Below are 4776 nucleotides of genomic sequence, written 5' to 3' on the forward strand. Positions count from 1 at the left end.
CCCTGGAGACATTGCGGTCGCGGGCGCGTGTAGTGCCGGCCGGGTTGCTGCCGGTCACCCGGTTGCGGGTGAACGGCTCATCGCTGCCGCGCGTCAGGTTATTGTCACCGGCCGTGGCCACCACCCGGTCACGGCTGTCGGAGCCGGTGCGCGTCCGGGTCGAGGGGGTTACCAGTACGCGGTTATCGACCGACCGCGACTCGTAGCCGCGGTAGCTCCTGGTGCCGGGCCTTGAGTCGGTCGCACGGGGTCGCGAGCGGTCGCGGTTATAGGCGTCGCGCCAGATCCGGTCGCTCTTGGCGTCCAGCCTGGCCAGGCGCCTGCCGGAATTGTCCCTGTCGTTCACGTAACGGCGGTCGTAGAGCCGGGTGTAGGTGCGGTAATCGTCGTAATAGACCGCCGTGTTGTAACCGCGGTAATAATAGTACGGCGAGTACCAGCGATACCCGACCCAGAAGTCCATGTGCCAGTGGTCCCAGTACGGGTAATAGCCCACGTAGTAGGGATCGTACCAGTCGGGAATGTAGTTGAGGTTATAGTCGTACCAGATGTCGTAGGAGTAAGGCCACGGGTCGTAGCGGTTCGGAATCCCGTCACCGTCAGAGTCCCACCACGGACTGACGTAATGCGGGTAGTGGACCGTCCGGTAATGGTGGCCCGGGGCGAAGATCACGGTCACGTCGCTCTCGGTGTAGAACCGCGAATCCTGCGGGTCGGTGAAATACGCCTCTTCCTGGCCGCTTTCGGGATCGAAAAACGCGATCATTTTGAGGTCCAGGAAGCCGTATTCTTTTTCCCGGCCCCGGTACTCGGAACTGTAATAGCCGACCACGCGGATACTGCCGTTGTCTTCCAACGCGTTTACCCGCTGGCGCACGTTTTCGAGCAGCTCACGGTTGCCGCCGCCGGCGGACTCGTGGACCTCGATCTTAAACACCTTCTCGCCGTCGTTTACCTCGAGCACGAAATCCAGGTCCTCGTCGTTATCGTAGTCGCCCATGATCGGGGTGCCGATAAACTCGTCGACTTCGAATTCCTCCGCCGGGACCGAGGAAGCCTGGGCGCGCACCACGGTGCTGGAGTGCGCATGGGCCGTGCAGCCTGTAAAGAGGGCGAATGCGCCCAGAACTGCCGCCAGGCTGATGCCCCTGAAGAACTTGAATCCGCCGCTGGTCATCGTTACCTCCCGCTGGAGGTGAGTGGGGACAGAAAACCGAATTGGGGGGAGTTTAAATTCCGTTTCCTGCCAGTTATGACGAATATTCTCAATAAATATTCAATCCTCGTTTGATCTTACCGAAATCCCGGTCCGCTCCAGTTTACAGCTGGCTGTCGGGTTCGCCCTGCTGGAAATCCTTGAGCACGTCGCGCAGGCGGGCCGCGTCCTCGAACCGCTCGTCCTGCACAGCCTCGTCCAGCCGGACCTGTAGTTTTTCCGCTGCGCTCAACGGCTTGTGCTCGTGAATCGATTCCTGCATTTCGGCCAGGGCTTTCAGCGAGCGTTCGCGCTCGGAACGGAACTCCTCCACATCCAACTCCTCCAGCGACTCGATCCGCTCGATAGCCTGGTTGACAACCTGCAGCGCTGAGTCGAAATCCTGCCCCTCCTCCATCACCAGCAGCGCTCCGGCCGTGGCGTTGATCCTGATTATATACGGCCACCAGCGCTCGAGCTTGTTCCGGTCGGATTCACGGTGGGCGTGCGCGTTGACGAAGCGGAAAAGTTCCATGTTGCGCTTGGTGTCGCGAACCACCCGGGTGTAGTCCTGCAACTGGAGCAGAAAAACGTAGCGGTTGTAAATCCGCAGGCTCTCGTCGAACAGTTCCACGCAGCTTTCCTCGTCCAGCTCGAACCCCGGCTGATTCCCGTGGGTTTGTTCGTAGCGCTGGAGCGCCTGGCGGTAATAATCCAGGGCGAAATCGTAGCCGTACGGCTGACGGCCGTCGGGGCGGCCGTCGAGTTCCATTTGCAGCACACCTTGGAACGCGGCGTTATCCACCCTGATCTGGACCTTTTCCCGGCCGTTGTCTCCCATGATTTTACGGTAGCTCTTGGCCGGGTCGTAGTCCCAGTTGTCCAGAATATGGCTGATGTCGTGGCTCAAGTGTCTCATCACCTGTTTAGTACACCTCTACCCCACGACAGGTTGCATTATTCCGCCCGCGCGGAGGCACTGTTCAATGTAACCAGCCCTCCCGGCAATCGCAAGTTACTGCCTGGCAAGGACTCCGATTGACAAAGCGCAAGGCGCCGGTTAGCTTGGTGCTATTCATCTGTTTCGGCCTTTTAACCAGCCGGCTTGAACCACGGAGAAGGAGTCCAGGTGAAACGTTCCATCCATGCAATACCCTTAATCTCACCGGGACTCTTACTGACTGCCGGCAACCTCCTCGCAGAGGAAACCGCGGCGACCGGCGGGGCCAATATCCACTGGGTCGACATCGCCCTGATCGTGGCGTTCATGGTCTTCATCCTCTGGTTCGGCTCGTGGTTCTACAGGTGGGTCGGCGAGGCCGAGGATTTCACCCTGGCCGGCCGGAACCTGCCGCCGTTCATCCTGGCCGCCACGATGGCCGCGACAAATATCAACCTCTACGGCATAGTCAGCCAGACAGGCACGGCCTACCGCCATGGCATCTCGATTATCTGGCAGGGCTGGACCGGGGCGATGGCGCTGGCCTTGGCCGGGTTGTTCATCCTCCCGGTTTTCCGTCGCCTGAAGATAGCCACCGTGCCGGAATTTCTCGAACGCCGGTTCGGCCGCGGCACCAGGGGGCTGGTCGGCTTTTTCGGCGTGTTCCGCCTGGCGTTCTGGCTGGGAGTCGTGCTCAACACGGCGGTTCGGGCAAGCGAGATGATCAGCGGTCCCGCCATCACCGCCAGTCTCAACGCCGTCGGCCATTCGCTGGGTATCCCCGCTAGCTGGGTGGTCGGCGGCAGCTACGTTTTCTGGGTGGCGATCTTCTCCGTGCTGGTGATTGTCTATACCTTCCTGGGCGGCATGTGGTCGGTGGCGATTCTGGACGCGCTGTGCTTTGTATTCATCATGGTCGGAGCATTGATAATTTTACCGCTGACGATGAAAGCGGTGGGCTGGTTCCCCGGCATGCTGGCAAGTCTTAACGAGATCAGCCCCCAGCACCTGGAGTTGATGCCCGCCTCGGGACCCTACAGCTGGAGTTTCGTGCTGGCGATGATGTTCCTGGGAATTCAGTGGGCCAGCACCGATCCCGGACTGGTGCAGAAATCGTTCAGCAGCAGGGACACCACCAGCCTGGCCAAGGGCCTTGTGCTGGCCGGCGTGGTCACCATTCCCTATGCCCTGTTCACGTTCGTTCCGGCGCTTGCCAGCAGGGTGCTGTACCCGGAACTGGCCCACCAGGATTACGCGTTTCCCGCGCTGATGGTGGGCCTGCTGCCGATGGGACTGATGGGCATGGTCTGCATAGGCCTGCTGGCCTCGCAGTTCTCCACTATCGACGCCAACCTGACCAGCGCGGCCACCATCTTCACCAACGATATTTACCGCAACCTGTTCAACCGCGAGGCCTCCAGCCGTCAGGTCCTCTTTGTCGTCCGGGCGGTGACCCTGGTGATCGGCGTGCTGATGATCCTGTTCAGCTTCCTGATCCCGTTTTTCGAGAACGCGGTCGAGGCCTACCTGACCGTGGTCAGTTTTGTCGATATGCCCCTGTTCGTAATCGCGGTGGTGATGGGCCTGCTGTGGAAGAGGGCTAACAGCCGGGGGGCGGCCGCCGGTTATCTGGGCGGAATCCTGCTGGGCGCCGCGGTGATATTCCCGTTCAAGTACGCCGCCGCATTCGGCCTGGACCCCCAGAGCTGGCCCGCCCGGAACTACATCCTGGCGGGAACCGCGGCCAGCGCCCTGGGCGCGCTGGTGGTGTGTGTTGCGGTCAGTCTGCTCAGCGGAGCGCCGGACCGCGAAAAGGTGCGGCTTGTCTGGGCCACCCGCTCCGGCAGCGATGAGGAAACCGCCGCCGGACTTACCTACAGTCTCTGGCCCGAAAGCGGATGGGGCCGGTTCTGGCTGTGGCTGATGTTCGCCGGGCTGGGAGTGTTCCTGGCGGGCGTGCTGATGGGCCAGTCGGCAATCTCCGCGGCCGGCTGGATCGCCGTGGCCGGGATGGTTGTATTTTTCCTGGGAGCCTGGAGCCGCCTTTCCTGCAGGTGAGGGCAGGTGAAGTTTGACCGTCGCGCTGATTGGGTGTATTTTTAGCGGCCCTTGAGAGTATTCTCCCTGCGTAAAAGAAACGTTTAATCCGGTCAGCGTCGGTGTAAACCAGCCGGGACGGAACGGTAAAAGTTGTCGGATAGAATAGAGCAGTCTGTCGAGTTGTTTCGCCAGGGCTACAACTGCGCCCAGGCAATCCTGCTGGTATACGGCGGCCGCTACGGCCTGGACCGTGAAACCGCGCTGAGGCTGGCCCTGGGGCTGGAGGGCGGACTGGGACGCACCGGCGAGGTCTGCGGAGCGGTCAACGGCGCCTGTTTGGTGCTCGGACTCGAGGCCGGCGGGCAGGAAGACGCCTCCGGCGCCGAGGGCCGGAAACTGGCCCGCAAGCGGGTGCGCGAGTTCAGCCGGAAGTTCCGCGAGCGCCACGGCGCCGTGGCCTGCCGTCAGCTGCTGGGCACCGACCTGGGCACGCACGCGGGCATGATGGCCGCCAGGGGCAAGCGGGTGTTCAGCCGCCGCTGCCCGGAGTTTGTCGCCGCCGCCGCCCAGATCCTGGAGGAAATGCTAGATCGGAAGAGCA

Annotated in this window: 4 protein-coding genes; 2 read left to right on the forward strand and 2 right to left on the reverse strand. The window is 61.8% G+C overall.

Features of this window, described 5'->3' with window-relative positions:
• A partial coding sequence (locus FVQ81_18040) for a hypothetical protein (GenBank protein ID MBW7998433.1) occupies nt 1-1177 on the reverse strand: 1177 nt, incomplete at its 3' end.
• 142 nt (nt 1178-1319) lie between these two features.
• Nucleotides 1320-2114 carry a hypothetical protein gene (locus FVQ81_18045; GenBank protein ID MBW7998434.1) on the reverse strand — a complete coding sequence of 265 codons (795 nt, stop codon included), beginning with the start codon at nt 2112-2114 and terminating at the stop codon, nt 1320-1322.
• A gap of 210 nt (nt 2115-2324) precedes the next feature.
• Here FVQ81_18045 and FVQ81_18050 point away from each other — a divergent pair, with 210 nt between their 5' ends.
• Both FVQ81_18050 and FVQ81_18055 read left to right on the forward strand, forming a co-directional pair.
• Complete coding sequence (locus FVQ81_18050) at nt 2325-4193, forward strand: sodium:solute symporter family protein (protein MBW7998435.1); 1869 nt, start codon at nt 2325-2327, stop codon at nt 4191-4193.
• A 132-nt stretch (nt 4194-4325) separates the two neighbouring features.
• Nucleotides 4326-4776 (forward strand): C_GCAxxG_C_C family protein (locus FVQ81_18055; GenBank protein ID MBW7998436.1); only part of this gene is annotated, 451 nt, incomplete at its 3' end.

The sequence above is a fragment of the Candidatus Glassbacteria bacterium genome (assembly GCA_019456185.1).
Lineage (GTDB): Bacteria > Gemmatimonadota > Glassbacteria > GWA2-58-10 > GWA2-58-10 > JAJRTS01.